This window comes from Streptomyces sp. NRRL B-24572 (genome assembly GCF_002156145.1).
GTDB classification, from domain to species: Bacteria; Actinomycetota; Actinomycetes; order Streptomycetales; family Streptomycetaceae; genus Streptomyces; species Streptomyces vietnamensis.
On the sequence record NZ_MWIG01000175.1, the window covers coordinates 1 to 22,818 of the forward strand.

The window sequence follows — 22,818 nt, forward strand, 5'->3', positions numbered from 1 at the left end:
GGCAGGAAGAGCGAAGCGGACCCGCGTGGGCGGTGACGATACGGGAAGCCGCCCTGGACGGCCCGCAGGGGGTGGAGCGCGGCCGCCCCGGATTCGCCGCGGCCGCGGTCGTGGAAGCGCAGGGCTGCGCTTCCGGTCGCCGTCCTCGCCATCGCATCGTCGGCGATGACGGCCTGTTCGTCCTCTCCCTCCCCCGCGCCGACGTGGACGGGGTCGGTGCGGGGGAGGGAGAGGACGAACAGGCCGTCATCGCCGACGATGCGATGGCGAGGACGGCGACCGGAAGCGCAGCCCTGCGCTTCCACGACCGCGGCCGCGGCGAATCCGGGGCGGCCGCGCTCCACCCCCTGCGGGCCGTCCAGGGCGGCTTCCCGTATCGTCCCCGCCCACGCGGGTCCGCTTCGCTCTTCCTGCCGGGCAGGCTTGAACCGGGTACGGCCATGTCTCCACCGTACGCCCGCCCTCCTGCTCAACACCATGGTGCGGCCTCACCCGGGCGGCGTGCGCGTACCCGTCTGCGCAGTCTGGAACATGCGTGCGTCAACCCGAGCACCTTCGATTCACTCCTTCTGGTGGCGCGTGAACGCCAGAGAGCACTGTCATCCGGTCAGCGCGACAGGGATGCGCGGGGACGGTGATCCAGGGGTGGCCGGCGGGACCTCCGGGAGGCGCCGGCGAGGGGCCGCGGCGCCGTGACACGTGAGGTCGGTGCGCGTAAACCCACCCGTCGGAGCTGGCCGGGACCCCTCCTCCCCGGCTGTACGCGGCGCTGCGGGGGCGCTGAGCTACAGAGCGTTCCGGCCCCTTCCTCCCCTTCCGTGCGCAGCGCGGCGTCCGGGGCGTGGGGGCCTCGCGCACTGCCGACCGATCGGAGAAGTCACCATGAGCACACCTCCTTCCGTCCCGCTCCGGGTCGCCCTCGTCAACGGAAGCTTCGAGCAGCCGTCCGTCACCGAGATGGCGTTCCTGCCGGACGCCTCCCAGACCCAGGCTCCGCGGCACGTCCCGGGCTGGCTCACCACCGCCACCGACCACATGATCGAGCTGTGGCACTCCGGCTTCAACGGCGTCCCCTCCGCGGAGGGCGAGCAGTTCGCCGAGCTCAACGCCAACGAGGTCTCCACCCTCTACCAGGACCTGCCGACCACGCCCGGCACCAAGCTGTACTGGCGGCTCTACCACCGCGGCCGACAGGGGCAGGACACCATGGCCCTGGACATCGGCGCCCCGGGCAGCGCGGTCGAGCAGCGCACCTTCACCGACGGCAACACGGCGTGGGGGTACTACACGGGCACCTACACCGTCCCGGCCGGGCAGACCACGACCCGTTTCGCCTTCCGGTCCGTCTCGGCGGCCGGCGGAAACCGCGGGATCGGCAACTTCCTCGACGGCGTGTTCTTCGGCACCGCTCCGCACGTGGTGCTCACCAAGAGCGCGGTGCCGGAAGGTCCGTTGGACGTCGGCGATGTCGTCACCTACCGGATCACCGCCAGGAACGAGGGCGGCGGGGCCGCCGAACGGCTCACCCTCACCGACGTCCTGCCGCCGGGGACGACGTACGTGCCCGGTTCGCTGCGGATCGTCGACGGCCCGAACGCGGGCGTGAAGACCGATCAGGCGGGTGACGACCAGGCCTCGTACGACTCCGGGAGCGACACGGTCACCTTCCGACTCGGCACCGGTGCCTCCGCCGCCCAGGGCGGCAGCCTGGCCAACACCGCCGCACTGCCACGGGGCACCACCGTCGAGTACCGGGTCACCCTCGGTCTGCGGACGGCGGGCACCCGGGTGGCCAACACCGCCGTCGCCACGTACGAGAACCGGCTCGGCTCCACCCCGGAGCCACTGACGTCCACGTCCGACGAGGCCGTGACCGCGGTCAGGCCGGCCGCCGACCTGGACGTGACCAAGGCGGCCGACGCCACCACCGTGACCGTCGGACAGACCGTCACCTACCGTCTGACCGTCCACAACGCCGGTCCCAGCCCTGCGACCGGCGTCACGGTCGCCGACCGGCTCCCGAGCGGGCTCGCCTTCCTGTCCGCCGACGCCGACGTCGGCGCCTACGCCCCGGAGACCGGGCAGTGGACCGTCGGTGAACTGGCTGTCGGCGCCCGCGCGACCCTCACCCTGCGGGCGAAGGCCACCAGGCCGGCGCGCCTCACCAACACGGCCACCGTCACCGCCGCCGAAAAGGACCCCGACCCGGCCGACAACACCGACTCCGTCACCGTCTGCGTCGAACCCGCACCGGCCTGCTGCGCCCCGTGCGTCCCCCGTAGCTGACCCGACGCGAAAGGAGCGGGGCCGGCCCCATCAGGTGCCGGAGCCACTGGAGTCGGCTCCGGCCGCTGCCGGCCGGCGCCGCGCCCGCGCACACCGGCACCGCGCCGGTCCTGTGCCCCCACCACGCCCTGCCGGCCGGCCACCGGTGGGACCGGGCACCGGGGGTCACGCTGCTGGGGACGCCCACCTCGCGGCCACCGCTCGAACTAGTCTTCGCACCATGGCTTTGCGACCTGAAGAGTTCTACGACCACGCGCTCGCGGCCTCGGACGCGGAGCACCGGCTTCCGCTGGCGCGGATGACCGGCTGGGAGATCAGCCCGTTCGAGGAGGACGGACTGCGTGTCTCGCCCTTGCGGCCTCCCGTCCTGCCCGAGCCGGCGCGGCGCGGCGAGGATCCGTCCGATTGCGATTCCTGCCGCCGGCGCGGTGAGGGGATCTGGTTCAACGACAACTGGCGGCTGACGCGGATCACGGGCGTCGGGGTGCCGCTGGTGCTCATGCTGCATCCGCTCGACCACCATGACATGGCCGACCTGCCCGACGAGCTGGCGGCCGAGCTGGGCGTACTGACCACGCACATCGTCCGTCACGTGCAGGCTCTGGAGCACGTCTCGCGCGCTCACGTCTACCGGATCGGGGACGGCGGAGCGCACCTGCACATCTGGTTCTTCGCCCGGCCCGCGGGACAAGCCCAGCTGTACGGTTCGTGGTTGCCGGTGTGGGACGACCTGTTGCCGGAGTATCCGGCGGATGTCGCGGAGGCGGACGCGGCGGTCGTCGCGGACGCGCTGGTCGCCTCCGCGGGAGGGCGCCGTCGGGCCGACGCGGAGACGTCCGGCGGCTGATCCCCGCGGCCGGCCTCCTCCTGCCTGGTGATTTCCTTCCACCCCGTTGGTCACGGGCCGACAGGCATCGGCCGGCGCACCGGCCCTGCGCGAGGGGGAACGCACATGGTGGGCACGTCGGGCCGTGACCGGGAACCGGCTCCGCTGGTGGGACGCCGGCACGCTCTTCGGATCGTGTCGACGGCCGTCGGCGCGGCCGGGGACGAAGCGGTCCGGCTGGGCGAAGCCGCAGGGGCGCCGGCCGCCGTGACGTCGGGGTGCACCGCCCGCTCGCGGGCCGCTCTCGCGGCCGGGCGGGTCGAGGAGGCCGTGGTCCTCGCCGAGCGGGCGACCGCCGTCGCCGAGCACAGCGGCGGTGAGGCGCGCCGGCACGCGCCCCGCAGATGGCTCGGCGAGGCCCTCGCCGTCTCCGAGCGTTTCGCCGAGGCCGAGGCCGCGTTCGACCTGGGCCAGCGGGAGGCCGAACAGCTCGGCGCGCCCTGGGCCGTACCCCGGCTTCGTGGCCACCGATCGCGGCTGTGGCTGGCCGCGGGGCGGCTCGCACAGGCCACCGCCGAGGCCGAGGCGACGCTGAACAGCGCCCTCGCCCTGGGCACTCCCCCACGGCCCAGGCGACCCGCGCGCTGCTGGCGCGCCTGGCGATCTGGCGCGACGACCTCGCCTCCGCCCGGGCCCTGCTCACCACCGCGCGCGGGTTCGCGGATGGCGGGGTGCGGGTCGCCGTCGACGAACTGCTGCTGGCGGACGTGCTGTTGCGCGACGCGCAAGCCGCCGGCGACCAGGAGGCCGCCGACCCCGGCGACGGGCTGTGGGCGATCCTGCCCGACTGGATCCGCCCCCTGTGCTACGAGCCCGGGCTCGGGCCCGAGCTGGTGCGGATCGCATTACGGGCGGGGCTGCCCGAGCAGGCCGGGCGCGCGGCGGAGGCGTCCCGGCTGCTCGCCGTCCGCAGCCCGCGGCTGGCGTCGGCCCAGGCCGCCGCCGTGCACGTCGACGCACTGCTGTCGGGCAGCCCCGGCGGGCTGCGGCGGGCGGGTGGGGCTGTGGCGTTCGGCCCCGCGTCCCTTGGCCCTGGCCGCGGCCCTGGAGGACACGGCGAAGGTCACCGCGGACCGTGACGAGGCCTGGCACTGTGGGAAGAGGCCTTCACCCTCCACGGCACCGCGGGCGCCCGGCGCGGCGCGGCGCGGGCACGGCAGGAACTGCGCGCCCTGGGCGTACACCGCAGGATGCCGCGGTCGGCGGACCGGCAGGCGGAAGGCTGGGGCGCGATCACACTGTCGGAGATGCGGGTGGTACGGCTCGTGGCCGGCGGACTCACCAACCGCCAGGTCGCCAACCGGCTGTTCCTGTCCCGCCACACCGTGGACGCCCACCTGCGCAACGTCTTCGCCGAACTGGGCGTCTCGAGCCGGGTCGAGCTCGCGCGCCTGACGGCCGTGCACCTGGCCGAGACGGGCATGCCGGGCACGGACGTCACCGAGGGGACTCCCGTCGGCGGGTCCTGACCAGGCCGGCGGATCACGCCGTGGCCGGGCCGCCGAGGCCCGGCCGCCCCCGGGCCTGATGTCCCGTGCATCCCGCCTCTGGACGCCCCCTCCCACCGACGGGGTTCGTCCGGCGGTCAGCCGGTCCGCCGAACGCGATCCCACCAGGACCCCCCGCGGGCGGCCTTGAACTCCCCGGTGCCACCGGCCGGCAGGACCACGCCATCCGCGCCGCCGTCGCGAAGGCCGCCGCCCACAACGACCACGTGACCGTCTTCGGCACCACGAACAGTGAACACACGCGAGTCCTGACCCGCGACGCCCGGCTCGTCGCGGCCGCGATCGAGGACGTCACGAGACGATCGGGCCGCTGACGGCGCCCGGGTCCGCTGCTCGTACGATCCGTCCGTCGGACAGAACCTCTGGAGGACGTATGGCTGACACCGGTAACACCCGATCTGCCGCCGGGGAGGCGCCTGAGGCGTCACGGAGCGGGTTGCAGCGCCTGATGCGGTACATCCCCTTGATCGCGCCCCTCCTTCTGTGGTCCGTGCCCTGCTGGGTCCTCCTGTACGCGGGACAGCACTGGCCACTGCCCGTCGCGATGACCGGCACCGCGCTGTTCGCCCTCGGCCTTGTCGCCATGCCGCTCGCGATGGTGCGCGGCCACGGGCGGCGTCAGCAGGACCGGGCCGCGATCGTGGGCGACACGTTGCTGGGCGGCGCTTGGGTGCTGTTCACCTGGTCGGTGCTGTTCGGCGTTCTGTTGCGGCTCGCGCTGACCGTGGCCGGTGTCGGTGACGGACAGGACCGCGCGCGGATCGTCACCTGGGCGGTCCTCGGCCTGACCGCCGTACTGCTCGGATGGGGGTACTTCGAGGCCCGGCGCGTACCACGCGTGCGTCGGCTCGATGTGCGGCTCCCGCGTCTGGGGCCGGGGCTGGACGGCACCCGAGTCGTCCTGATCACCGACACCCACTACGGCCCGCTCGACCGCGCCCGCTGGTCGGCCCGGGTCTGCGAGACGGTGAACGCTCTGGAGGCGGACCTGGTGTGCCACACCGGCGACATCGCGGACGGCACGGCCGAACGCCGCCGCGCCCAGGCCGCCCCGCTGAGCACCGTGCGGGCGACGCGGGCCCGGGTGTACGTCACCGGCAACCACGAGTACTACAGCGAGGCCCAGGGCTGGGTCGACCTGATGGACGAGCTGGGCTGGGAGCCGCTGCGCAACCGTCATCTCCTGCTCGAACGCGGGGGTGACACCCTCGTGGTCGCGGGCGTGGACGACGTCACGGCCGAGTCCTCCGGACTGGCGGGGCACCGCGCCCACCTCGCCGGAGCCCTCCAGGGCGCCGATCCCGACCTGCCCGTCCTCCTCCTCGCGCACCAGCCCAAGTTCATCGACCGGGCCGCGGCCCACGGCATCGACCTCCAGCTCTCCGGCCACACCCACGGCGGCCAGATCTGGCCCTTCCACCACTTGGTCCGCCTCGACCAGCCCTCCGTCGCCGGCCTCAGCCACCACGGCGCTCGCACCCTCCTCTACACCAGCCGCGGCACCGGCTTCTGGGGCCCGCCCTTCCGCGTCTTCGCCCCCAGTGAGATCACGCTGCTCGTGCTCCGCTCCCCGCAGCAGCCCACCTCGCCCTGAGGGCGGGACCGACCGAGCTGGACCGCGAGCCGGCCGAGCAGCCGGTGAACCGGGCCCGCAGCGAGGGACTCGATCCGGTCGGGGGAACGGCCTGCTCAAGTGACTGGTGAAGCTGGTCCTGGAAGGCGCCCTGGAGGCGGAGATGCTCGCGCGACCTGATCTCCCGGGCGACCGACAAGATCACCGAGGGGCTCGACGCCTGGCGGCAGCGGCCTTCGGACCGCGTCTACGCGGTGGTGACGATCGACGCGACCGTGCTGAGGATCCGCGACGGCGCGGTCGCCGACCGGCCCTTCCACATCGCCGTGGGGATCGACCTCGAAGGCGAGCGTGACGTCCTGGGCGTGTGGGCAGGCTCCGGCGGCGAAGGCGCCAAGACCTGGACGGCCTGGCTCGCGGAGCTGAAGAACCGCGGCGTCGAGGACGTCCTGATCGCCTGCTGCGACTCGGGGGCCGGACGCCGTCGGTTCAGTCGCGGCCCGCGCCGCGGTACAGAGCGGCCGGGCCGTCGAGCTCGACGGCCGGCACGGTGGCACGGGGGTCCAAGATCCCCGGGCGCGGGCGGATCGATCCAGTGGCCCCCTGGCGCGTCGTGCAGTCCGCCCACCAGGTCGTGGCCCAGCTCCGTGCCCGGCCCCAGGACCCTCACCCGGCGGATCGGGGTGCGCAGGCCGCGCAGACTCACCGGGGCGCGCGGCCCGTCGGAACGGAAGAGGTACAGCGTGCGCCGGTCCGCGGACAGGGTCGACGGCCCGTAGTGGTGTCCGGGCGGGAGGCCGGCGACCGTGTCGTACACAGCCTCCGTGTGCCGGGCGATCCATGCCCCGAGGCCCTCGAGGAGCAAGCTGAGCGTGGCTCAAAGGAGTTCGGGTACGTGGATCGTAGGCAGCCGGGCGGACCTATACAGATCACACCTCGTCTATCGCCAGCCTGAATCCGAGTGGCCGTCCCACGACAACCTCGGTCTGAGCGCGGAGGAACACATCCAGGTCGGCAGACGTGGCACGTGCCCTACGGAAGTCAGTCTCCAGGCGGTCCATGGAGGAGCCAGAGGCGACTTCCAGGAGGCGCTTCCGTGTGGAGGCGGTCATGTCCGCCACAACTTCGGCGAAAGGCCTGTCTTCACCAGTAAGGGATTCCGTCGGCACGATAGCCGTCTCGCTCGCCGCCAAGCGGTGGAGTGCGCCAACGAGATCAGCCTCCAGCGTGCCGACCTGCTCATCAAAGCGGTCAGCATCGACCGACCGACCAGCTTCAGCGTCCTGCACGAATCGTTCGAGTGAGGCCAGCAGTGCACGGTTGGCGGTCCGCGCGGAGGTGATGATCTCCAGCATCAGCTCATTCGCGAGTCGCCGTCGCTCGTCCCCGTCATCGGCGCGCTGCACCGCGATTGCGGCTCTGTCCTGCCGATTCTTCGATCGCTGCAGGAGGCTGCCGCCGACTGCACCGATCACCGCTGTGCCTAACCCGCCGACCAGCCCGAGCACCGCAGTTACATCTGCCATGGACATGCATGATCCGAGATCCCCCCCGTAGTCAGCAAGGCCCAACGTAGACATGGCCAGCGGATTACTCCGCCCCAACGTTCGTGGAATGCCCAGGCAACCGGCTTATTTCGAGGGGCATTTCGACCATTGAGGTTAAACAACAAGCTGAAGAGGACGTTCGCAGGGTGTCCACGTCAGAGCGGGGCATCGGTGACGAGCCGCGCAAGGCTGAGGGCGAACGGGCCGGCGCCGGGAGGTGTGGACATCGCGCTCCTCGGCTCGGGCCTTGAGGAACCTGCTGAGGTTTCAGTCAGCACGGAAGTCAGCACGGCGGCCTCATATCATCGCCAGTCAGCGCAACACGGACAGGTACTGATTCGGCTGCTCGGCAGGACTCCGTGAGGCCGCGCAGGCGGGTCATGGCGGCCGGGCGCATGCGGGAGCGTCGAACTGTGCTGTCCCACCACATACGCCTCTGACCTGCGCTTCATCCCGCTTGGCCGCCCTGAAGTCAGCACCGAACCAGCACGGGAAAGTCTCCTGCCGGCCAGGTCTCGGAAAGAAGCCTGCCCGCACAGAGCACGGGCCGGTCAACGAGCCGGGGGCGATCACCGACAGTGGCGCACACGGCCGTCCCGGATCGCCTGTCGCTGAGCCTGCCAGGCAGCCGAACGGAACGCGTGATGCCCTCGACCGGGAAGCCCCGCGGAGTGCCCGCCGCGCCGGCCGGTTTCCGGTCAGCCGACAGGGGGAGTCTCTCTGGCGTTGGTCCAGGTGCTGCTGGTCGCGAAGTACGTGTCGTAGAGCTCCTGGACATCCAGAAGGCTCTCGGGTGGGACCTTGCCGTAAGCGATGCGCTCGAGGTGCCGAAAGTATTCGAAGCGCTCGACGCCCGGGGTGATGACGATGAGGATGTCGGCGTCGTGGCCGGGTGCGGCCGCGAAGGCGTGTGCCAGGCCGGGTGGAACGATGACCAGGTCGCCGCGTTCGGCTGTGACGAGCTGCTCGCCGGACAGAAGCTGCGCGGTGCCGTCCAACAGGTAGAACAGTTCGGCCGAGTGGGCGTGGTGGTGCGGTCGGGCACCGTCCGCGCCGTTGGTGAGGGTGACCCGCTGAGTGGACAGGGCGCCACCGGTTGCGCCGCTGTCCGCCAGGAGGCGGACAGTGCTCGGGGCCCGGCCGATGACCTCGGCCTGCGCGGCGCGGACCACCACGGATTCATCGAAATCTCCGGTGATGAGGGACATCCGTCGATCCTTCGTGAGGGGTTCAGGTCGCCGTCTCCGGCGACCGCGGCATCGGATGGAGTTGCACAGTGACATGGCGAAGCGGCTCGACGTCGAGGACATGGGCCGGATCAGAGGGTGAACAGCAGGGCGGCCGCCACCAGCACCAGGACAGCGGTGGCGAAGTGGATGCCGAAGGCGGCCGCCCTGGAGCCGCCGTTGCGCAGCACGATGAAGGTGTCACCTAGGGGCAGCAGTGCGACGACGAGCATGTACCAGGCTTCGGCGCGGGGCCCGACGAACGCGAGCAGGGCGAGGCCGAGCAGGCCGTAACTGCCGTCACGCAGGCCTTTGATGCGCAGGTAGGCGGTGGGACTGCCGGACGTGGACGCGACTCCGTAGCCGCTCGCCGCGGCATGCGGGGAGTAGAGGAATCGCGCACCGACGAACAGGACGAGCAGATCGAGAAGAACAGCGAGGGTGTATGCGGTGATCGTCATGGAGGGTGTCACCGGTTCCGGAGCGTTGCACGGGCCACGGCGGTCGCGCCCGCGGCGGATGCCGGCGGCTGGGCCGGCAGACGCTTGCCGATGGTGACGAACAGCAGGACCAGACCTGCGGTCAGCAGGATGTGGCCGAGGCCGGCGGTACCGGCGACTGCGGCGCCACTGTCGTGCCCGAGGACGGTCAGGGTGCCGTGCAGCGTCATCATGCCGACGGTGATGACCAGGCCTGCGTTGTAGATCCAGAAGAACCAGCCGAACAGCGCGCTGGCGGTCAGGGAGAACAGCTTCTCCAGGGCGAGCACGACGAGGAAGAACAGCGTTCCCAGGGCGAGGACATGGGTATGCACGACACCCAGCTGGGTCTGCCCGGTGAAATGCTCGGCCTTGGTGAGTTCCCGGTAGTACAGGCCGCTGACCACACCGAGGATCATGTAGAGATGGGCGGCGTTGAGTAGTTTCTTCATGCGCGGTTGCTTTCTTCGGGTTCGGTATTCCACGACTGACGGAGCAGAGCCGAGGGCGAGAGCGCCGACCGCCAAGGGGCAACGACCGCGCTGCGCACGAGCGATCGGCCCGGCCCGGCCCGGCCCGGCCCGGCTCGGCTCGGCTCGGCTCGGCTACGGCAAATCGAGGCGCCCGAAGTGATCACGACACCACCGAGATGGCGCCACAGGTGTTGCGGGTGTCCATGGTCACGGCAGCGAAGCCATACATGCGCCGCCGCGCTCAAGGGTCAAGGCGCTTGCGCTCGGGGGACTCTGTCGGTGTGCCTGGAACTGCGGGTCACCTCTGTCGATCTTGCTGTTCAGATGCTAGGTCGGCGCCGCATGTGGTGAGGTCCATCGCGTGCAGACCTCACTGGCAACGCGTGCAAGGTCTGTGCGAGGGTTGCGTCCTGGAAGAGGTCGTACCGGTTCCGCCGCGCCCAGGATCCGTCGAGCGTCGTCAGCTCATGCGCCCGGGCGGATGTGCGACCTGTCCGGCGGGTCATGCCTTCCGACCAGACTCCCCTGCCTCGGTGCGGTAGGCGTGCGGAGTGGTCCCGTAGGCGGCACGGAATGTCCGGTTGAAGGTCGCCGTACTGGTGAACCCCCACCGAGCGGCGATGACGTGAACGGCCAGATGGCGCAGCTGCGGACGCGCCAGGTCGGCCCGGCAGCGCTCCAGTCGGCGTCGGCGGATCATCGCCGCCACCCCCTCGCTCCCGTCATGAAGGTCGTCATGGCTCTGGAACAGCGTGTACAGGGTACGCAGCGAGATGTGGTGGTGATCGGCGATCGCACGGGGTGTCAGGCCCGGGTCGCCCAGCCTCTGTTCGATGAAGGTATCGATCCGGCGCCGCATGACCTGCGCCCGGGCGTCGGCCGGCGCGTGCACTTCCGCGCCCAGGTGCCGGCCCAGACACGAAACTGCCAGCTCCACTGCCGTGTTGGCGAGCACCGTCAGATCCAGGGACCTGCAGTCTGGGTCGTTCCCGGCCAGGGAGACCAGGAACTGGGCCAGGATCGCTCCCATGCCCGTGCCGCTGGACATGCGCCGTGCGAGCAGTCGGTCGATCTGCTGGGAGGGCAGTGGCATCCGCGCCTTGGGTATCTGCAGGACGAGGGCTTCCACTGTGCTGCCATCGAGGCCCGAACCGGACTTGTACGGGCGGGAGGTGTCCCACAGCACCATGTCCCCGGCGTGCAACTCCGCCTCACCCTCGCCCTGCGCGTACCAGGCGGTTCCCGCGGTCACCAGTCCCAGCTGGTACTGCTCCGGATCCCCACGGCGGATCAGCGCCGGTGTGCGCCACGAAAGCAACGGCGAAAACGAGAACCTCGACATCCGGGCCGCACCGAGGTCCAGGAAGGCGCCCTCCGCCCGGAATCCGGCAGCGTCCTGCGGAGCGAACGCCGACGGCATCAACGCGCTGGACACCGTCTGCGCGAACCAGTCGAACCGGTCCGTCACCGGCACCTGTACCGAATCCACCCCATGCCACATCGTCAAGCCTCCAGCTTGCTTCTTGCACCCGGCTCGGCCTTCTCTCTCGGCCCACGCAACGATCACTCGCGGCGCAATATGCCGGGCCGGTTCGGCCCGGCCGGAGAAGTCGCGCGTCTCACCTGCACGGGCCGCCCTGTGGCCGCCATTCGTGCCCGGCGTTCCGAAGTCGCCGATCAGTTCGTGCTTCTCGCCGTCCACACCGACGACCGGGTCACCTGCGTCCCGGCGATGCGCGCCTTCCTCACCACCCCACGCACCGACCAGCACGGCCCCCTCTTCCCGCACGCGCCCCGGATCAGACGAGTGTCCTGGATCGGATCGGTCCGCTCGACTCCGATGACTCCCAGCGGCAGTGCGGTTGGCGAGTCGGCTCAGGGCGCCGGCCGGAGCGCCGGCCGCCCCGGTCCGTCTTGGTCTGGTGGTACCAGTCGCGCAGAGGCTCCTGGAGGGTGTCCGACGGGTCGTGTGGCGATCCCCGTCGGGTCACCCGCATCAGACCGTCAGGCGGTGTGCTCCACGTACTCGAAGACGATGCCACCAGGGTGTCGCACCATGGCGTTACGGCCAGTGGGCACCTGGTTCGGGCCGGAGAGGATCTCGCCGCCGTGCGTGTCCAGAAGGTCGCGCAGGCCGTCGAGACTGTCGACGAGGACCGTGCTCTGAACGTTCCGAAAGGGGGCGAGGGCCTCCTCCGTACCCGCCACGACCAGGAATCCGCCGATACCGGCCAGTTCCACGTCGGCATAGGGGAAGCGCATCCTGACGTCCTCCCCGGTCAGCTCGCGCAGCGAAGGCAACACCCGATCCAGATCGTCCGCGTACAGCCGAGCCAGTGTCCTCAGTACCTTCACGCTCACCCCTCAAGATCAATTCGACATTCCCGAATTGTGGAATCGTGCGTCATCATAGACACGGATCCGGAGGAGGACGAATCGATGCCCGCGCTGCCCCAGCCCCAGCCCCAGGACTTCGACATCGCCACCGTGCTGCACGCCCTGGGCGACCCGGTCCGCCTGGACCTGCTGCGACGCCTGGCTGCGGGCGGAGAGTGCACCTGCAGCCCGGAAGGCGTCACCGTGGCCCGCTCCACCCTGTCCAACCACTGGCGCATCCTGCGCGAAGCGGGCGTCATCTCCGTCCGCACCAGCGGGAAGACCCGCCTGGTCACCCTCCGCCGCCAAGAGCTCGACGCCCGCTTCCCCCGTCTGCTCGACGCCGTGCTGGACGAGGTCGACCGCCACGCCGGCATCGCGTGACCCCCGCGGGTCACTGCCGCGTCTTCAGCTCCGGGACGGTGTGCTTGATCTTCCGACGCCGCGGACAGCGCCGGTCACGACGGGAGGAGTACGCCCGGTCGCCGCCCAAGTGGTCGGGTCGGGTCCAGGGGGCCACCACCCGGTCGAACGACGCGTACACGGTCCGGAACCGAGATCATCCGGAGCGCGTCGCCCACTGCCCAGGCGTGAGGAGCAACGCCCGGGGTCGACGCTTCCCCTCTGCCTCAAGACGGATCTCGGTTGTCAGACCACCGCGTGGCCGTCCCAGGACTTCATCGTTCCGATCCGGGCCGGTCCTCCCCACGCATCTCGCACGCGGCCCGGCCGCCGGACGGCGTGACACACTGGCGGCTCAGGCACGGAGAACGGGGGGGGGACCCGGTTGGGTCTGGAGATCGAGAGCAGACCGTCGGAGCTGCCGTACATCGAGCGTGTGTGGCGCAGCCGCAGCGACGGAGTGTGCCGGATGACGTCGGTTGCGGCAGCGCACTGGGAGCTCGTCTTCTGGGAGCACCACGGTCAGGTCCAGGCGGTCGTCCTGGGCCCAGAACCCAGGGCATGTCCAGCTCCCGTCCCCAAGGACGCCACGTTCTTCGGCATCAGCTTCGCCCTGGGCACCTCGATGCCGCACGTACCGATCAGCCGGCTCGTGGGCACGAGCGCGGAGATACCCGATGTGACGCGGCGCTCCGTCTGGCTGAAGGGCTCTGCCTGGCACCCGCCCGATTACGACAACGCGGAGTCGTTCGTACGGCGCATGGTGCGCGAGGGCATCGTGGACCGCGACCCGATCGTGCCCGCCGTGCTCGACGGCGCTGCCCCCGATGTCTCCGAGCGCACCCTCCAGCGGCGCTTCGTCGCGGCGACGGGCCTCACCCAGGGTGCCGTCCGGCAGATCCACCGCGCCCGTGAGGCCGCGATTCTGATTCAGGAGGGTGAACGGGCCCAGGACGTCGTGCACCGGCTGGGCTACTTCGACCAGCCGCATCTGGCGCGGTCCTTGACCCGGTACATCGGCAGGACCGCCACCGGGCTGTGCCGTCCGGACGGGACCGAGCCCCTGTCGCTTCTGTACAAGCCCTCGTCCTCGATGCCCGCATAGGTTTCCTGGCGTAGCCGACGAGGTCGGCTCGTCCCGGTCGCAGGGCCGTCCCGGCCGTCACCGGGCAGACGGTCCGGAACTCATCACGGAGAAATCATGCGCAAGGTCGTTTCGAGTCCGTTCATCTCGCTCGACGGTGTCGTCCAGTCGCCGAACGAATGGCAGTTCGCCTTCGACGAGGAGATGGGCGCTGCGCTGGGGAAGGCGCTGGAAACGGCGGACACGATTCTGATGGGCCGGGTGACCTTCACCGAGTGGGCCGGGTACTGGCCGACGGTGACCAGCGGCGAGGACGCCGGTTTCGCCAAGTGGATCAACGATTCGCCCAAGTACGTCGTCTCCTCCACGCTGGACAGCGTCGAGGGCTGGGCCAACAGTACGCTCATCGACGGCGATCTGGCGGCCGCGATCGAGAAGCTCAAGGCAGGCGAGGGCAAGGACATCACCGTCGCGGGCAGCCCGACGCTGGTTCGTTCGCTGCTGGAACTCGACCTGCTGGACGAGCTGGTGCTGTTGATCCACCCGGTGGTGGCCGGCGAGGGCCGAAAGAAGCTGTTCGTCGACGACGCCGCTCTGAAGAAGCTGGAGCTGGTGAGCGCCGAGCCCACCGGCAGCGGCGTGATCATCGCGACCTACCGCCCGGTGCGCTGAGCGCTGGACCGTAGCGGCAGTCAGGCTGCTCCGTTCAGTGGCACTGTCGTAGGGCCGGTGGGCGGGTTGCCGGCGCTCTGCTGCGAACATCTGCGGCTCGGGTCTGCCCTCGCGAGGTAGCCGCGCCTTCCAGGGCCCGACAGCCATGACGGAGACGCCGGCCTCGGTGACACGGCAGCGGGCCGCGCTGGGCGGCAGCGCGTGCGAGGTCCGGCTCGACGTCCCGCTCGCAGGGATGCGCTGGAAAGCCGGAATGCGGTCCCGGCGCACCCTGCTTTCCCGTTCGGCGCCGGCCGCCTCGGGGATGTCGTCCCGTTCGATCATCGCGATCGACGAGGGGCTGCTCTCGCTGGACGACCGTGTGGTGGACGTGCTGCCCGACCGCGTCCCGGCCGACGTCTCGGAGCAGGGGCGCCGCATCACTGTTCCTCACTTGCCGTCCATGACGTGCGGGCACCCCGCCGAGGCGTGGGAGCGGGAACCCGACGGCTTGGTAAAGGGCTTTTTGAGCCTGCCGTTCGCCACGGCCGAGGGAACGCGGCACGTCTACGACGACTCGACCACCTACATCCTGGCCCGGATGTCGGCGCAACACGGACAGGCCCTGATTCGGCCGCGCCGCAAGGCTCCGTGAGGCCACAAGGAGAGCCATGGCGGCCGGGCGCATGCAGGAGCGTCGAACTATGGTGTCCCACCACATACGCCCCTGACCTGCGTCTTCCTACGGTGTGGCGACACCAAAACGTCCCCGTACCTGCCTGGAAGTGGTGCACATGGCCGCCGCAACTCCCTCCCCCACGCCACCCGGTTCCCTCAAGCGCATCGTCGCCGCCAGCCTCATCGGCACGACCATCGAGTGGTACGACTTCTTCCTGTACGGGTCGGCCGCCGCGCTGGTGTTCAACAAGCTGTTCTTCCCCGAGTCCGATCCGCTGGTCGGGACGCTGCTGTCGTTCCTGACCTACGCGGTCGGGTTCGCCGCGCGGCCGCTCGGCGCGCTGGTCTTCGGGCACTACGGGGACCGGCTCGGGCGGAAGAAGCTGCTGGTCCTGAGCCTGCTGATGATGGGTGGGGCGACGTTCGCGATCGGGCTGCTGCCGACGCACGCGACCGTCGGCTCCGCCGCTCCCGTCCTGCTCACGACGCTGCGCCTGGTGCAGGGCTTCGCGCTCGGCGGCGAGTGGGGCGGGGCCGTGCTGCTCGTGTCCGAGCACGGGGACGCGAAGCGGCGCGGGTTCTGGGCCTCGTGGCCGCAGACCGGGGCGCCCGCCGGGCAGTTGCTCGCGACCGGTGTGCTGTCCGCGCTGACCGCGCTGCTCTCGGACGCCGCCTTCGCCTCGTGGGGCTGGCGCGTTCCGTTCCTGCTCTCCGGCGTCCTGGTGGTCGTCGGCCTGTGGATCCGGCTGTCGGTCGACGAGTCGCCCGTGTTCAAGGCGGCCCTCGCCGCCGCCGAGGAGCGCAAGGCGGTCGCCGGGCAGGTCGAGAAGATGCCGCTGGTCGCCGTGCTGAAGCACCACTGGCGGGACGTGCTGATCGCGATGGGCGCCCGCATGGCGGAGAACATCTCGTACTACGTGATCACCGCGTTCATCCTCGTGTACGCGACCACCCAGGTCGGCCTGAGCAAGCAGACCGCCCTGAACGCCGTCCTCATCGCCTCCGCCGTCCACTTCGCCGTCATCCCCGCCTGGGGCGCGCTCTCCGACCGGATCGGCCGCAGGCCGGTCTACCTGATCGGCGCGGTCGGCGTCGGCGCCTGGATGTTCCCGTTCTTCCTGCTGATCGACCACGGGAGCTTCGGTTCGCTGCTGCTCGCCGTCACCGTCGGTCTGGTCCTGCACGGGGCGATGTACGCACCGCAGGCGGCCTTCTTCTCCGAGATGTTCGCGACCAGGATGCGCTACTCCGGCGCCTCCATCGGAGCCCAGTTCTCCTCCGTGGCCGCCGGGGCGCCCGCGCCGCTCATCGCGACCGCGCTCCTCGCCGACTACGGCACCTCGACGCCGATCGCCCTGTACGTGATCGCCGCCGCGCTGCTCACCGTCGTCGCCCTCGCCTGCGCCCGCGAGACCCGCGAACGCGACCTCGGCGAGATCGCCGACCGGAGCACCGAGCAGGCCCGCGTCCGCGCCGACGCCTGACCGGAGCCCCGACCCGTACACCGAGAGGCCCTCTCCGCCCACGGGGCGGCGGGGGCCTCTCGGTGTCGTCGAGCGACCTTCACCCCGCCGCTACGTGGTGCGGGCGTCGCTCGCCGTGTTGCGAGCGACGTCGGGACCGTCCGCACACCGCCACGCCGACGACCGGCGCCTGAGCGCCGGCGTCGGCAGGGCGGACGCCGACTGAAGCGGCGCTAGTGGCCGGGCCTGAGGTGTTGGAGGACGCCCATGCCCACGGTGAAGCTCGCGGCCAGGCTGGTGCCGCCCGCTCCCAGGATGGCCAGGGGGCCGCCGTTCACCGCCATGACGACGACAACGGCGACGAGGGCGACCACGACGGCGGACAGGGCGACGATCGCCACGTCACGCCCGGGGTGCCTGCAGATGTTCGACGGAGTGGCATGAGCCGACACGAGGGTGCCTCCATTGACTTGTTCTTCGCTCGGGCAGGGCACACCTCACCCAGGTGGGGCGTGCTTCATGGGGTGGACCGGTCAGCGGGTCCGGCATAAGCCGGCCGGCCGGGGCCACGCTCCGAGCGAGGCAGTCAATGAGACCTCCGAACAAGCGTATCACTTTCTGCCGCCAGGCTAACTGCTCGTCAATTCGGCAGCCAGCGAGCGCAGTTAAGCCGCCAACTCATTGGCTTGATCTCACCGACGCGGCGCCTGCCCGCCGCTCAGCGGGCGACGGCCGCCGACATCGCGTGCAGGCGCAGGGCCAGTTGGATCTCCAGGGCGCGGGCCGGGGACTGCCAGTCGGGGCCGAGGAGCCGGGCGACGCGTTCCAGGCGCTGGGCCACCGTGTTGACGTGGACGTGGAGTTCGTCCTTGGTACGGGCCGGGCTCATGCCGCTGGCGAAGTAGGCGTCCAGGGTGCGGACCAGATCGGTGCCGCGCCGCCGGTCGTAGTCGACGACCTGGCCGATCGTCCGGCCCACGAAGCCGTCGATGTCCCGCCCGTCGGCGAGGAGGAGGCCGAGGAAGCCGAGGTCCTCGGCGGCCGCGCCCTGGCCCTTGCGGTGCAGCAGGACGAGCGCGTCCAGGCAGCGGCGGGCCTCCTCGTACGCGACGGCCACCTGGTCCGGGCGGTCGAGAAGCGTCCGTACGGGAGCGGAGGCGCCGACGGTGACCGGCTCGCGCAGGGTGCCGCCGAGGTCCCGAGCGGTCTGCCGGGCGAGGTCGGCGGCGCTCTCCCCCGGGCCGAGTGGAAGCAGCAGGACCGTGCCGCCGTCGCGGGCCGAGGCGAGTCCGTGGCGGGTGGCGGCCAGGTGCGAGGCGGCCGACCACAGGCGCTGGCGGTCGGCGCTCTCGCGGCCGCCCGCGTCGGAGTCGGCGACGGCCGCGTCGGCGGCCCGGTCGATGCGGGCGGCGAGCACGACGTGCGGAGCCTCGCTGTCGGTACGGAGGCGGGCGGCGCGCTCGCGCAGCAGACGGCGGTCCCGGTCGGGGGCGTCGAGGAGGTCGTCGAGGAGCTCGCCGCGCACCCGCTGCTCGGCCTCGCCCGCCGAGCGGCGGGCGAGCAGCAGCAGGGAGGTCACCAGGGCGGCGCGCTCCAGGGTGCGCTGGTCGACCGGGTCGAGCTCGGGCTGTCCGTGGAGCACGAGCGCGCCGAGGGTCTCGCCGCCGGCGGACACGGCGGCCACCCAGTCGTCGCCCTCGCGGAGCGCGTGGCCCCCGGCGCGGCGGGCCGAACCGGCGCCCGCCTCGGTGAACTCGACGGTGCCGCCGAGTACCTCGGAGACGGCGTCGGCCACGTCGTGGACGCCGCCGCCGTGCAGGACCAGTTCGGAGAGCCGGTCGTGGACCTCGGAGGCCCGCTCGATGACGGCGCTGTGCTCGCGGATGATGTCGTTGGCCCGCTCCAGTTCGGCGAGGGCCGAGCGGGTCTCGGCGAGCAGGTTGGCGGTGTCGATGGCGACGGCGGCGTGCGCGGCGAAGGAGCCGAGCAGCGCGACCTGTTCGCGCTCGAAGACCCTGGCCCTGCGGTCGGCGGCGAACAGCACGCCGATGACCTGGCTGCCGAGGCTGAGCGGCACTCCGAGGATGGCGACGAGGCCCTCGTCCCGTACGGCCGCGTCGATGGTGCGGGTGTGCTGGAAGCGCGGGTCCTGGAAGTAGTCCTCGGTGACGTAGGGGCGGGCGGTCTGGGCGACCAGGCCGCCGAGCCCCTCGCCCATGCCGAGGCGGACCTGCTGGAACCGGGCGGAGACCGAGCCCTCCGTGACCCGCATGTAGGTGTCGCCGGCGGCCGGGTCGTTGAGGCTGAGGTAGGCGACCTCGGTGCCCAGGAGCGAGCGGGCGCGCTGGACGATGGCGCGCAGCACCGCGTCGAGGTCGCGGAGTCCCGCGAGGTCGTGGGCGGTGGCGAAGAGCGCGGACAGCTCCGCCTCGCGGCGCCGCCGCCCCTCCAGCTCTGCCCGGACCCGCAGCGCGAGCTGTTTGGCCTCTTCGAGCTCGGCCAGCGCCTCGGGGCCCGCGCCGCTCGCGCGGGCGAGCAGCACGGGCCGGTCGTAGGCCTCCGATGCCGCTCCCCGGGCGAGGAGTTCCAGGTAGGAGACGTGTTCATGGGACATGGACACAGGGATACCTGCCGTACGTGTGGTCGCACCACCCCTGTGGACAAACGGTCCGGGGGCCCGGCTCAGTGGGCGGTCCAGCCGCCGTCGAGGGTGAGGGAGGTGCCGGTGATGAACGAGGCCTGGGGGGTGCAGAGGTAGAGGACGGCTTCGGCGACCTCCTCCGGTTCGATGAGCCGCTTGAGCGCCGAATCCTTGAGGAGGACCTCGGTCAGGACGCGCTCGGGCGGGATGCCGTGTGCGGCGGCCTGGTCGGCGATCTGCCGTTCGACGAGCGGGGTGCGGACGTAGCCGGGGTTGACGCAGTTGGAGGTGACGCCGTGCGGGGCGCCTTCGAGGGCGGCGGTCTTGGAGAGGCCTTCGAGGCCGTGTTTGGCGGCCACATAGGCGGACTTGAAGGCGGAGGCGCGCAGCCCGTGGACGGAGGAGAGGTTCACGATCCGCCCCCAGCCCTGCTCGTACATGTGGGGCAGGGCGCCCCGGATGAGCCGGAAGGGCGCTTCCAGCATCACGGTGAGCACGGTGTGGAAGACGTCCGGCGGGAACTCCTCGATGGGGCGGACCAGCTGGATCCCGGCGTTGTTGACGAGGATGTCGGTGCGGGCGGCCGCGGCTTCCGCCGCGTCCAGGTCGGTCAGGTCGAGGAGCCGGGTTTCGAGGGCGCCGGGGAGCGCGTCGGCCTCCTCGGCCAGGGTCCGAAGGCCCTCGGCGGCCCGGTCGACGGCTCTGACCCGGGCCCCGGCGGCGGCGAGCCGCAGCGCGCAGGCGCGCCCGATGCCGCCGGCCGCGCCGGTGACGAGCGCGGTGCGGCCGGTGAGGTCGAGGGCGAGGCCCGCGGCGCGGGGCAGGGGCGAGGCGACGTCCGCACCGGGCTCGGTGCCGGGGACGGTGATGGGGGCGCTCATGCTCCGCACCCTATGAACGGGCCCGTCCCCCACCGATGTGCGCCGGGCCTATAGTTCAGCTGGTCTCTGTGGTGCGGAACCATGTGGGTTCGTCGGCGAGCGCCTTCTCGATCCGCAGGTACGAGAAGCGCTTCATCTCGGGCAGTTCGTTCACGCCGAACCAGCCGACCTCGGTCGACTCGTCGTCGTTGACCCGCGCCTCGCCCCCGATCGCCCGGCAGCGGAACGCGACGTCCATGTACTGGCAGATGTCGCCGTTGGGGTAGACGACGGGCTTGCGCAGGGTCTCCACGAGCACGATCCGCTCGGGCACGCAGCGCACGGCGGTCTCCTCGTGCACCTCGCGCACCACGGCGTCGGCGGGCTGCTCCCCCGGGTCGACGATGCCGCCGATGATCGCCCAGAGGCCGTTGTCGGCGCGCTTGCCGAGCAGGACCCGTCCCCGGTCGTCGAGGACGACGGCGCTGACGCCCGGCAGGAAGAGCAGCTGGTGGCCGGCCGTCTCGCGCAGTTCGCGGATGAAGTCAGGAGTACCCATGCCCCGACCCTAGATCATCTGCGGATCGGGGCCGGGGGTGCGGCGGGCCTTCTCGGGCCTCAGGCCGTCGGGGTGCGGCGGGCGCGCACCGCGCGGGCGGCGGCCCAGCCGAGACCGGCCGCCGCGAGCACCGCGAGCAGGGCCTCGGGCAGGGTGCCCAGGCGGGTCGCGGGGGTCTGCGAGGAGCGCAGCGGCACCTTCTCGACCAGGACGTCCGGGGTGAACATCTTCGTCTGCGCGACGATCTCGCCGTCGGGGCGGATGATCGCGCTGACCCCGCTGGTGACGGGCACGACGACCGACCGGCTGTGCTCGACCGCGCGCACCCGGCTCATCGCGAGCTGCTGGTAGGTCATCTCGCTGCGGCCGAAGGTGGCGTTGTTGCTGGGGACGGTGATCAGCTGGGCGCCGTGGGTGACGGTGTCGCGCACGGCCCAGTCGAAGGCCGCCTCGTAGCAGGTCGCGAGGCCGACCTTCGTACCGGCGAGGTCGAAGACGCCGACCTTGGTGCCGGCGCCGAAGTCCCGGGCCACCCGGTCGACGTTGCTGTTGAAGATCCGTACGAAGGACCGCATCGGGATGTACTCGCCGAAGGGCTGGACGTGCCGCTTGTCGTACGTGGCGACGGGGCCGCGCTCGGGGTCCCACTCGATGAGGGTGTTGCGGAGCTTGCCGGTCTCGGGGGTGACGACGGCGCCGATCACGGTGGGCACGCCGATCGCCCTGACGGCGCCGTCGATGACGTCGGCCGCGTCGGCGTTCGCGTACGGGTCGATGTCGGAGGAGTTCTCCGGCCACAGCACGAAGTCGGGCTGCGGTTCGCGGCCCTCCTTGACGGCCTGGGCGAGCTCGCGGGTGCGGGCGACGTGGTTGTCGAGGACGGCCCGGCGCTGGGCGTTGAAGTCGAGGCCGAGGCGGGGCACGTTGCCCTGGACGGCGGCGACGGTGGCGGTGCCGTCCTCGGCGGAGTCGTCGACGAGGGGCAGCGCGGCGAGGGCGCCGGTGACCGGGACGAGGACGGAGAGCGCCGCGGCGGCGAGCGGGCCGCGCGGCACGGTGCCGGTGGCCCGCCAGGCACGGAACCGCCGGTACGCCTCGTACAGGCCGAAGCCGCAGAGGGCGACGGCGAAGCCGAGCACCGGGGTGCCGCCGACGGCGGCGAGCGGCAGGAAGAGGCCGTCGGCCTGCCCGAAGGCGACCTTGCCCCAGGGGAAGCCGCCGAAGGGCACGCGCGCGCGTGCCCCTTCCGCGAGGATCCACACCCCGGCGGCGAAGAAGGGCCACCAGGGGAGCCGGGAGACGGCCGCGATGCCGAGTCCGGCGGCGGCGACGAACAGTGCCTCGACGGCGGCGAGGGCCAGCCACGGACCGGCGCCGACCTCCTCACCGGTCCACACGAGGAGCGGGAGCAGGAAGCCGAGTCCGGCGAGGTAGCCGAGGCCGAATCCGGCGCGGAGCCGGCGGCCCCGCAGGGTCCAGCCGAGCAGGGCGAAGGCGGGCAGCGCGAGCCACCACAGGGGGCGCGGCGGGAAGCTCAGGAAGAGCAGGAACCCTGACAGCAGAGCCGCCCCGGGCCGCGCGAACCGCCGGAGCCGGGAGCCCGGCGTGGGTGCGGTGTCGGGTCCGGACGCGTCGACGGGGGTGATGGTGGCGCTCACCTTGCGGAGTCTACGTGCCGCCCCTGGGCGCGCGGAGATCGGTACGGCCCGGCCCGAAGGCCGTGTGGACTGCCCCGTCGGGTCACACACCGGTCGCCGCGGGCGGGACCGGCGGCGCCGGGCGGCGGAGGCGGGCGCGGATGACGCGGACCGCGGATTCGGCGTCGTCGACGGTCACCGTGAAGGTGAGGCCGTCACCGAGGCGCAGGACGAGGGCCTCGCCGCGCCGGACGATGACGGCGGTGCCCTTCTCGGGCCGCCAGCGGTAGCCCCAGCCGCCCCACTGGCACGGGCTGACGCTCGGCGCGAAGTCGGCGCCGACGACCTGGGCGAGCGGGATGCGGCGGCGCGGCACGCCGATGTGGCCGCAGCGGACCTCCATGGCGCGGTCGTCGACCTTCACGGCGACGTGGACGAAGGCGAGGGTGCCGAAGAGGACGAGCAGTCCGGCGGCGACACAGCCGATCA

Annotated in this window: 22 protein-coding genes and 4 pseudogenes; 11 read left to right on the forward strand and 15 right to left on the reverse strand. The window is 71.7% G+C overall.

From position 1 onward, the window contains the following. On the reverse strand, positions 1 to 344 hold a 344-nt coding region (locus CCN56_RS43855), incomplete at its 3' end, for a hypothetical protein (RefSeq protein ID WP_218779402.1). 538 nt (positions 345 to 882) lie between these two features. Between CCN56_RS43855 and CCN56_RS11460 the strand changes: the two genes are divergently transcribed. The 6 genes and pseudogenes from CCN56_RS11460 to CCN56_RS45785 form a co-directional block, all read left to right on the forward strand. Beyond that, positions 883 to 2,286, forward strand: coding sequence for a DUF11 domain-containing protein (locus CCN56_RS11460; RefSeq protein WP_086826139.1), 1,404 nt, complete (start codon positions 883 to 885; stop codon positions 2,284 to 2,286). Positions 2,287 to 2,506: 220 nt separating this feature from the next. Continuing rightward, positions 2,507 to 3,133 (forward strand): hypothetical protein, encoded by a 627-nt coding sequence (locus CCN56_RS11465; RefSeq protein WP_179199799.1) that lies wholly within the window; start codon positions 2,507 to 2,509, stop codon positions 3,131 to 3,133. Between the two features lie 710 nt (positions 3,134 to 3,843). Beyond that, a complete protein-coding gene (locus tag CCN56_RS11470) occupies positions 3,844 to 4,251 on the forward strand; it encodes a hypothetical protein (protein ID WP_218779403.1) in 408 nt (135 codons plus the stop codon). Between the two features lie 168 nt (positions 4,252 to 4,419). Next, positions 4,420 to 4,641: a helix-turn-helix transcriptional regulator gene (locus CCN56_RS11475; protein ID WP_179199800.1), complete on the forward strand. Its 222-nt coding sequence runs from the start codon at positions 4,420 to 4,422 to the stop codon at positions 4,639 to 4,641. A 412-nt stretch (positions 4,642 to 5,053) separates the two neighbouring features. Then, a complete protein-coding gene (locus CCN56_RS11480) occupies positions 5,054 to 6,274 on the forward strand; it encodes a metallophosphoesterase (RefSeq protein WP_086826146.1) in 1,221 nt (406 codons plus the stop codon). A gap of 155 nt (positions 6,275 to 6,429) precedes the next feature. Beyond that, positions 6,430 to 6,720: pseudogene (locus CCN56_RS45785) on the forward strand (transposase); the annotation flags it as partial. A gap of 22 nt (positions 6,721 to 6,742) precedes the next feature. On the opposite strand, the pseudogene CCN56_RS44425 reads toward CCN56_RS45785, so the two are convergent. The 7 genes and pseudogenes from CCN56_RS44425 to CCN56_RS11520 all read right to left on the reverse strand — a co-directional run. Further along, positions 6,743 to 7,112: pseudogene (locus tag CCN56_RS44425) on the reverse strand (alpha-L-fucosidase); the annotation flags it as partial. Positions 7,113 to 7,182: 70 nt separating this feature from the next. Continuing rightward, positions 7,183 to 7,779, reverse strand: a complete 597-nt coding sequence (locus CCN56_RS11495; protein WP_143664495.1) for a hypothetical protein — start codon at positions 7,777 to 7,779, stop codon at positions 7,183 to 7,185. A 719-nt stretch (positions 7,780 to 8,498) separates the two neighbouring features. Continuing rightward, positions 8,499 to 9,008, reverse strand: coding sequence for a cupin domain-containing protein (locus CCN56_RS11500; protein WP_086826150.1), 510 nt, complete (start codon positions 9,006 to 9,008; stop codon positions 8,499 to 8,501). A 110-nt stretch (positions 9,009 to 9,118) separates the two neighbouring features. Continuing rightward, positions 9,119 to 9,487 carry a DUF4267 domain-containing protein gene (locus CCN56_RS11505; protein WP_086826152.1) on the reverse strand — a complete coding sequence of 123 codons (369 nt, stop codon included), beginning with the start codon at positions 9,485 to 9,487 and terminating at the stop codon, positions 9,119 to 9,121. Positions 9,488 to 9,495: 8 nt separating this feature from the next. Continuing rightward, the gene (locus CCN56_RS11510; RefSeq protein ID WP_086826154.1) at positions 9,496 to 9,957 is read right to left on the reverse strand and encodes a DUF2871 domain-containing protein; all 462 of its coding nucleotides are present in this window, start codon (positions 9,955 to 9,957) and stop codon (positions 9,496 to 9,498) included. Between the two features lie 523 nt (positions 9,958 to 10,480). After that, the gene (locus CCN56_RS11515) at positions 10,481 to 11,749 is read right to left on the reverse strand and encodes a helix-turn-helix domain-containing protein (protein WP_256961913.1); all 1,269 of its coding nucleotides are present in this window, start codon (positions 11,747 to 11,749) and stop codon (positions 10,481 to 10,483) included. A 233-nt stretch (positions 11,750 to 11,982) separates the two neighbouring features. Further along, on the reverse strand, positions 11,983 to 12,333 hold the full coding sequence (locus CCN56_RS11520; RefSeq protein WP_086826180.1) for a VOC family protein: 351 nt from the start codon (positions 12,331 to 12,333) through the stop codon (positions 11,983 to 11,985). Between the two features lie 84 nt (positions 12,334 to 12,417). On the opposite strand from CCN56_RS11520, the gene CCN56_RS11525 reads away from it, so the two are divergent. After that, the gene (locus CCN56_RS11525) at positions 12,418 to 12,738 is read left to right on the forward strand and encodes a helix-turn-helix transcriptional regulator (RefSeq protein ID WP_086826159.1); all 321 of its coding nucleotides are present in this window, start codon (positions 12,418 to 12,420) and stop codon (positions 12,736 to 12,738) included. Positions 12,739 to 12,751: 13 nt separating this feature from the next. On the opposite strand, the pseudogene CCN56_RS44430 reads toward CCN56_RS11525, so the two are convergent. Then, positions 12,752 to 13,057: pseudogene (locus tag CCN56_RS44430) on the reverse strand (IS5/IS1182 family transposase); the annotation flags it as partial. Positions 13,058 to 13,225: 168 nt separating this feature from the next. On the opposite strand from CCN56_RS44430, the gene CCN56_RS11530 reads away from it, so the two are divergent. The 4 genes from CCN56_RS11530 (at position 13,226) to CCN56_RS11545 (ending at position 16,653) form a co-directional block, all read left to right on the forward strand. Then, complete coding sequence (locus CCN56_RS11530) at positions 13,226 to 13,861, forward strand: helix-turn-helix domain-containing protein (protein WP_256961914.1); 636 nt, start codon at positions 13,226 to 13,228, stop codon at positions 13,859 to 13,861. A 96-nt stretch (positions 13,862 to 13,957) separates the two neighbouring features. After that, positions 13,958 to 14,512 (forward strand): dihydrofolate reductase family protein, encoded by a 555-nt coding sequence (locus tag CCN56_RS11535; protein WP_086826163.1) that lies wholly within the window; start codon positions 13,958 to 13,960, stop codon positions 14,510 to 14,512. A gap of 145 nt (positions 14,513 to 14,657) precedes the next feature. Then, on the forward strand, positions 14,658 to 15,146 hold the full coding sequence (locus CCN56_RS11540; protein WP_256961915.1) for a serine hydrolase: 489 nt from the start codon (positions 14,658 to 14,660) through the stop codon (positions 15,144 to 15,146). Positions 15,147 to 15,285: 139 nt separating this feature from the next. Then, positions 15,286 to 16,653, forward strand: coding sequence for an MFS transporter (locus CCN56_RS11545; protein ID WP_086826165.1), 1,368 nt, complete (start codon positions 15,286 to 15,288; stop codon positions 16,651 to 16,653). Between the two features lie 212 nt (positions 16,654 to 16,865). Here CCN56_RS11545 and CCN56_RS42560 read toward each other — a convergent pair whose 3' ends face one another. From CCN56_RS42560 to CCN56_RS11570, 6 genes and pseudogenes are all read right to left on the reverse strand, one after another. Further along, positions 16,866 to 17,084 (reverse strand): hypothetical protein, encoded by a 219-nt coding sequence (locus CCN56_RS42560; protein ID WP_143664496.1) that lies wholly within the window; start codon positions 17,082 to 17,084, stop codon positions 16,866 to 16,868. 266 nt (positions 17,085 to 17,350) lie between these two features. Continuing rightward, the gene (locus CCN56_RS11550; protein ID WP_086826166.1) at positions 17,351 to 19,246 is read right to left on the reverse strand and encodes a GAF domain-containing protein; all 1,896 of its coding nucleotides are present in this window, start codon (positions 19,244 to 19,246) and stop codon (positions 17,351 to 17,353) included. 68 nt (positions 19,247 to 19,314) lie between these two features. Continuing rightward, positions 19,315 to 20,154 carry a 3-hydroxybutyrate dehydrogenase gene (locus tag CCN56_RS11555; protein WP_256961916.1) on the reverse strand — a complete coding sequence of 280 codons (840 nt, stop codon included), beginning with the start codon at positions 20,152 to 20,154 and terminating at the stop codon, positions 19,315 to 19,317. A gap of 55 nt (positions 20,155 to 20,209) precedes the next feature. Beyond that, complete coding sequence (locus CCN56_RS11560) at positions 20,210 to 20,692, reverse strand: NUDIX domain-containing protein (RefSeq protein WP_086826169.1); 483 nt, start codon at positions 20,690 to 20,692, stop codon at positions 20,210 to 20,212. A 59-nt stretch (positions 20,693 to 20,751) separates the two neighbouring features. Further along, positions 20,752 to 22,350, reverse strand: coding sequence for an apolipoprotein N-acyltransferase (gene lnt / locus CCN56_RS11565; protein ID WP_086826171.1), 1,599 nt, complete (start codon positions 22,348 to 22,350; stop codon positions 20,752 to 20,754). A gap of 82 nt (positions 22,351 to 22,432) precedes the next feature. Then, positions 22,433 to 22,818: pseudogene (locus CCN56_RS11570) on the reverse strand (hypothetical protein); the annotation flags it as partial.

Coding starts and splice junctions, on each gene's coding strand:
- CCN56_RS11460 (WP_086826139.1), top strand. CDS start 883: ATGAGCACACCTCCTTCCGTCCCGCTCCGGGTCGCCCTCGTCAACGGA.
- CCN56_RS11465 (WP_179199799.1), top strand. CDS start 2,507: ATGGCTTTGCGACCTGAAGAGTTCTACGACCACGCGCTCGCGGCCTCG.
- CCN56_RS11475 (WP_179199800.1), top strand. CDS start 4,420: ATGCGGGTGGTACGGCTCGTGGCCGGCGGACTCACCAACCGCCAGGTC.
- CCN56_RS11480 (WP_086826146.1), top strand. CDS start 5,054: ATGGCTGACACCGGTAACACCCGATCTGCCGCCGGGGAGGCGCCTGAG.
- CCN56_RS11495 (WP_143664495.1), bottom strand. CDS start 7,779: ATGGCAGATGTAACTGCGGTGCTCGGGCTGGTCGGCGGGTTAGGCACA.
- CCN56_RS11500 (WP_086826150.1), bottom strand. CDS start 9,008: ATGTCCCTCATCACCGGAGATTTCGATGAATCCGTGGTGGTCCGCGCC.
- CCN56_RS11505 (WP_086826152.1), bottom strand. CDS start 9,487: ATGACGATCACCGCATACACCCTCGCTGTTCTTCTCGATCTGCTCGTC.
- CCN56_RS11510 (WP_086826154.1), bottom strand. CDS start 9,957: ATGAAGAAACTACTCAACGCCGCCCATCTCTACATGATCCTCGGTGTG.
- CCN56_RS11525 (WP_086826159.1), top strand. CDS start 12,418: ATGCCCGCGCTGCCCCAGCCCCAGCCCCAGGACTTCGACATCGCCACC.
- CCN56_RS11530 (WP_256961914.1), top strand. CDS start 13,226: ATGACGTCGGTTGCGGCAGCGCACTGGGAGCTCGTCTTCTGGGAGCAC.
- CCN56_RS11535 (WP_086826163.1), top strand. CDS start 13,958: ATGCGCAAGGTCGTTTCGAGTCCGTTCATCTCGCTCGACGGTGTCGTC.
- CCN56_RS11540 (WP_256961915.1), top strand. CDS start 14,658: ATGACGGAGACGCCGGCCTCGGTGACACGGCAGCGGGCCGCGCTGGGC.
- CCN56_RS11545 (WP_086826165.1), top strand. CDS start 15,286: ATGGCCGCCGCAACTCCCTCCCCCACGCCACCCGGTTCCCTCAAGCGC.
- CCN56_RS11550 (WP_086826166.1), bottom strand. CDS start 19,246: ATGTCCCATGAACACGTCTCCTACCTGGAACTCCTCGCCCGGGGAGCG.
- CCN56_RS11555 (WP_256961916.1), bottom strand. CDS start 20,154: ATGAGCGCCCCCATCACCGTCCCCGGCACCGAGCCCGGTGCGGACGTC.
- CCN56_RS11560 (WP_086826169.1), bottom strand. CDS start 20,692: ATGGGTACTCCTGACTTCATCCGCGAACTGCGCGAGACGGCCGGCCAC.